Annotated in this window: 3 rRNA genes; all 3 read right to left on the minus strand. The window is 54.6% G+C overall.

Going from position 1 to position 5,586, the window contains the following annotated elements:
- Nucleotides 1-7 precede the first annotated feature (7 nt).
- Nucleotides 8-124, minus strand: a 5S ribosomal RNA gene (rrf, locus tag ABD169_RS15970).
- 128 nt (nt 125-252) lie between these two features.
- Nucleotides 253-3,358, minus strand: a 23S ribosomal RNA gene (locus ABD169_RS15975).
- A gap of 473 nt (nt 3,359-3,831) precedes the next feature.
- Nucleotides 3,832-5,354, minus strand: a 16S ribosomal RNA gene (locus ABD169_RS15980).
- Together the 16S, 23S and 5S rRNA genes form the textbook arrangement of a ribosomal RNA operon.
- Nucleotides 5,355-5,586 lie beyond the last annotated feature (232 nt).

Consider the following 5,586-nt stretch of genomic DNA (forward strand, 5'->3'; position numbering starts at 1 on the left):
AAAAGGGGTCCGGCGGTGTCCTACTCTCCCACACCCTCCCGAGTGCAGTACCATCGGCGCAGTCAGCCTTAGCTTCCGGGTTCGGAATGTAACCGGGCGTTTCCCTGACGCTATAACCGCCGTAACTCTATTGACATACCAAAACCATTACCAACCCACACACCAACAGGCATGCGCTTGGCAGGTTCTTGGCCGTACGTCAAGAACCACAAAGTGGACGCGAACATTACATCACAGGAAATTCTGAAAGTGTAAATCAAGTCATCGGCTTATTAGTACCAGTCAGCTCCACACCTTACGGCGCTTCCACATCTGGCCTATCAACCCAGTAGTCTACTGGGAGCCTCACACACACAAGGTGTACGGAAATCTCATCTCGAGGCCGGCTTCCCGCTTAGATGCTTTCAGCGGTTATCCATCCCGAACGTAGCCAACCAGCCATGCCCTTGGCAGAACAACTGGCACACCAGAGGTTCGTCCAACCCGGTCCTCTCGTACTAGGGTCAGATCCTCTCAAATTTCCAACGCGCGCAGCGGATAGGGACCGAACTGTCTCACGACGTTCTAAACCCAGCTCGCGTACCGCTTTAATGGGCGAACAGCCCAACCCTTGGGACCAACTCCAGCCCCAGGATGCGACGAGCCGACATCGAGGTGCCAAACCATGCCGTCGATATGGACTCTTGGGCAAGATCAGCCTGTTATCCCCGAGGTACCTTTTATCCGTTGAGCGACAGCGCTTCCACAAGCCACTGCCGGATCACTAGTCCCGACTTTCGTCCCTGCTCGACCTGTCAGTCTCACAGTCAAGCTCCCTTGTGCACTTACACTCGCCACCTGATTGCCAACCAGGTTGAGGGAACCTTTGGGCGCCTCCGTTACTTTTTGGGAGGCAACCGCCCCAGTTAAACTACCCACCAGGCACTGTCCCAAGACCCGATCAGGGTCCGTAGTTAGATATCCAGAATGACCAGAGTGGTATTTCAACAATGACTCCACGAACACTGGCGTGCCCGCTTCACAGTCTCCCACCTATCCTACACAAGTCACACCGAATACCAATACCAAGCTGTAGTAAAGGTCACGGGGTCTTTCCGTCCTGCTGCGCGTAACGAGCATCTTTACTCGTAATGCAATTTCGCCGAGTTCATGGTGGAGACAGCTGGGAAGTCGTTACGCCATTCGTGCAGGTCGGAACTTACCCGACAAGGAATTTCGCTACCTTAGGATGGTTATAGTTACCACCGCCGTTTACTGGGGCTTAAATTCAAAGCTTCGACCGAAGTCTAACCTCTCCTCTTAACCTTCCAGCACCGGGCAGGCGTCAGTCCGTATACGTCCACTTGCGTGTTAGCACGGACCTGTGTTTTTAGTAAACAGTCGCTTCCCACTGGTCTCTGCGGCCACCACACCCTTTCCCAAGCAAGTTGGTATAAGCGGATGGCCCCCCTTCTCCCGAAGTTACGGGGGCATTTTGCCGAGTTCCTTCACCACGATTCTCTCGATCTCCTTAGTATTCTCTACCTGACCACCTGAGTCGGTTTGGGGTACGGGCGGCTAAAACCTCGCGTCGATGCTTTTCTCGGCAGCATAGGATCACTGACTTCCCCATACGGGTCCCCATCACATCTCACCCAAAGCCTCTAAATATTACTCAGAGACGGGCTACATGCTTAGCCCGGGACAACCATCGCCCGGGACCAGCTACCTTCCTGCGTCACACCTGTTAATACGCTCACCTCACCAGATCGGGTTCGCAACCTCCACACCCACAGAACCCGAAGGCTCAAAGGATGCTTCACCTGCTTAGCACTCCTGGATCAGCGTTTGACGGTTCTTCGCCGGTACGGGAATATCAACCCGTTGTCCATCGACTACGCCTGTCGGCCTCGCCTTAGGTCCCGACTTACCCAGGGCAGATTAGCTTGACCCTGGAACCCTTGGTCTTCCGGAGGACGGGTTTCTCACCCGTCTTTCGCTACTCATGCCTGCATTCTCACTCGTGTGGCATCCACGACTGGATCACTCCGCCGCTTCACTCGCCACACGACGCTCTCCTACCCATCCATACGGCTGAACCACGAAGGCTTGCCTCAGTACGAATGCCACAACTTCGGTGGCGTGCTTGAGCCCCGTTACATTGTCGGCGCGGAATCACTTGACCAGTGAGCTATTACGCACTCTTTCAAGGGTGGCTGCTTCTAAGCCAACCTCCTGGTTGTCACAGCAACTCCACATCCTTTTCCACTTAGCACGCGCTTTGGGACCTTAGTTGGTGATCTGGGTTGTTTCCCTCTCGACTATGAAGCTTATCCCCCACAGTCTCACTGCTGCGCTCTCACTTACCGGCATTCGGAGTTTAGCTGACGTCAGTAACCTTGTAGGGCCCATCGGCCATCCAGTAGCTCTACCTCCGGCAAGAAACACGCAACGCTGCACCTAAATGCATTTCGGAGAGAACCAGCTATCACGAAGTTTGATTGGCCTTTCACCCCTATCCACAGCTCATCCCCTCAGTTTTCAACCTAAGTGGGTTCGGTCCTCCACGACGTCTTACCGTCGCTTCAACCTGGCCATGGATAGATCACTTCGCTTCGGGTCTAGGACATGCGACTGAATCGCCCTATTCAGACTCGCTTTCGCTACGGCTACCCCACACGGGTTAACCTCGCCACATATCGCTAACTCGCAGGCTCATTCTTCAAAAGGCACGCTGTCACACCTACAAGGGTGCTCCAACGGATTGTAAGCAAACGGTTTCAGGTACTATTTCACTCCCCTCCCGGGGTACTTTTCACCTTTCCCTCACGGTACTAGTCCGCTATCGGTCATCTGGGAGTATTTAGGCTTATCAGGTGGTCCTGACAGATTCACACGGGATTTCTCGGGCCCCGTGCTACTTGGGATACACACCACGCGGTAAAACCATTTCAGATACGGGGCTCTCACCCTCTCCGGCCGCCCCTTCCAAGGCGTTCTCCTATAGCTTCACTCTCACGCTCGAGACTCAGCAGCGTCTCACGGCATGTCCCACAACCCCCAACGTGCAACCCCTGCCAGGTATCACACACGCTAGGTTTAGCCTCTTCCGGTTTCGCTCGCCACTACTCCCGGAATCACATGTTGTTTTCTCTTCCTGTGGGTACTGAGATGTTTCACTTCCCCACGTTCCCTCTACCCGCCCTATATATTCAGGCGGGAGTCACCAGGCACGCACGCGCCCTGGCGGGGTTTCCCCATTCGGAAATCCTCGGATCACAGTTCGTTTATCAACTCCCCGAGGCTTATCGCAGATTACGACGTCCTTCTTCGGCTCCAGATGCCAAGGCATCCACCGTTTGCTCTTCGAAACTTGAAATCACATAAGTATCAGAAACGCCCACACCAGCCCAAAGGGCCAGCATGAGCAAATTTTTGACCAGTGAGCAGACACCACCCCCGAAAGGATGATGTCCAGCTCAAGAACCAGCAACAAGTGCTGGTTCGAAGATGCTCGCGTCCACTGTGTAGTTCTCAACGTACGGTCGATCCCACCCCCATGAACAACACGTTCCATGGACGCAGGTCAAGAGACCCAGTCACCCACACCCCCGAAAGGGCGTAGCCGGCTGGTCCTCCAGGACCCAATAGTATGCACCTGACGAGCAAACCGCTCACACACCCATCCGTTCCAACAACCCCTTCACGAGGAAGGCGTTGCGTACTAGCACAGGCGAGTAAAGCAGAGCTTGCTCTGTTGTCGAATGTTCCACCCATGAGCGGCCAGCATCACACGTTCGGTGATGATCTGGCCATTCTGCGAAACCCCGCAGGGTTTCGAGTGCTCCTTAGAAAGGAGGTGATCCAGCCGCACCTTCCGGTACGGCTACCTTGTTACGACTTAGTCCTAATCACCAGTCCCACCTTCGACGGCTCCCTCCAAAAAGGTTAGGCCACCGGCTTCGGGTGTTACCGACTTTCATGACTTGACGGGCGGTGTGTACAAGGCCCGGGAACGTATTCACCGCAGCGTTGCTGATCTGCGATTACTAGCGACTCCGACTTCATGGGGTCGAGTTGCAGACCCCAATCCGAACTGAGACCGACTTTTTGGGATTCGCTCCACCTCGCGGTATCGCAGCCCTTTGTATCGGCCATTGTAGCATGCGTGAAGCCCAAGACATAAGGGGCATGATGATTTGACGTCATCCCCACCTTCCTCCGTGTTGACCACGGCAGTATCCCATGAGTTCCCACCATAACGTGCTGGCAACATAGGACGAGGGTTGCGCTCGTTGCCGGACTTAACCGAACATCTCACGACACGAGCTGACGACAACCATGCACCACCTGTAACCGAGTGTCCAAAGAGTTCTGTATCTCTACAGCGTTCTCGGCTATGTCAAGCCTTGGTAAGGTTCTTCGCGTTGCATCGAATTAATCCGCATGCTCCGCCGCTTGTGCGGGCCCCCGTCAATTCCTTTGAGTTTTAGCCTTGCGGCCGTACTCCCCAGGCGGGGAACTTAATGCGTTAGCTACGACACAGAAACCGTGGAACAGTCCCTACATCTAGTTCCCAACGTTTACGGCATGGACTACCAGGGTATCTAATCCTGTTCGCTCCCCATGCTTTCGCTCCTCAGCGTCAGTTACGGCCCAGAGATCTGCCTTCGCCATCGGTGTTCCTCCTGATATCTGCGCATTCCACCGCTACACCAGGAATTCCAATCTCCCCTACCGCACTCTAGCTTGCCCGTACCCACTGCAGGCCCGAGGTTGAGCCTCGGGTTTTCACAGCAGACGCGACAAGCCGCCTACGAGCTCTTTACGCCCAATAATTCCGGACAACGCTTGCACCCTACGTATTACCGCGGCTGCTGGCACGTAGTTAGCCGGTGCTTTTTCTGCAGGTACCGTCACTTTCGCTTCTTCCCTACTAAAAGAGGTTTACAACCCGAAGGCCGTCATCCCTCACGCGGCGTTGCTGCATCAGGCTTGCGCCCATTGTGCAATATTCCCCACTGCTGCCTCCCGTAGGAGTCTGGGCCGTGTCTCAGTCCCAGTGTGGCCGGTCACCCTCTCAGGCCGGCTACCCGTCGTCGCCTTGGTGAGCCATTACCTCACCAACAAGCTGATAGGCCGCGAGTCCATCCCGAACCGATAAATCTTTCCACCCACACACCATGCGGTGATGGGACATATCCAGTATTAGACGCCGTTTCCAGCGCTTATCCCAGAGTTCGGGGCAGGTTACTCACGTGTTACTCACCCGTTCGCCACTCTTCCACCCAGCAAGCTGGGCTTCATCGTTCGACTTGCATGTGTTAAGCACGCCGCCAGCGTTCGTCCTGAGCCAGGATCAAACTCTCCGTAAAGAAACAAAGCAGAACCACCAGCGGAATAAGCCGGGACCCTGCGAGTTTGACCTGACAAAAACAAACATCATTACTGACGTTCAATTTGTCCAAAAGGAATCGCCATTCACCCACACCCAAAGGTGCAGATGGACGGGATAATAAATTGGCATTTGACAATCAAGTGCACACTATTGAGTTCTCAAGGACCAGACGCCCCCCGTACTCGCCAAAGCTTTCCGAAAGACAACCT

Source organism: Leucobacter iarius (genome assembly GCF_039530105.1).
GTDB classification, from domain to species: domain Bacteria; phylum Actinomycetota; class Actinomycetes; order Actinomycetales; family Microbacteriaceae; genus Leucobacter; species Leucobacter iarius.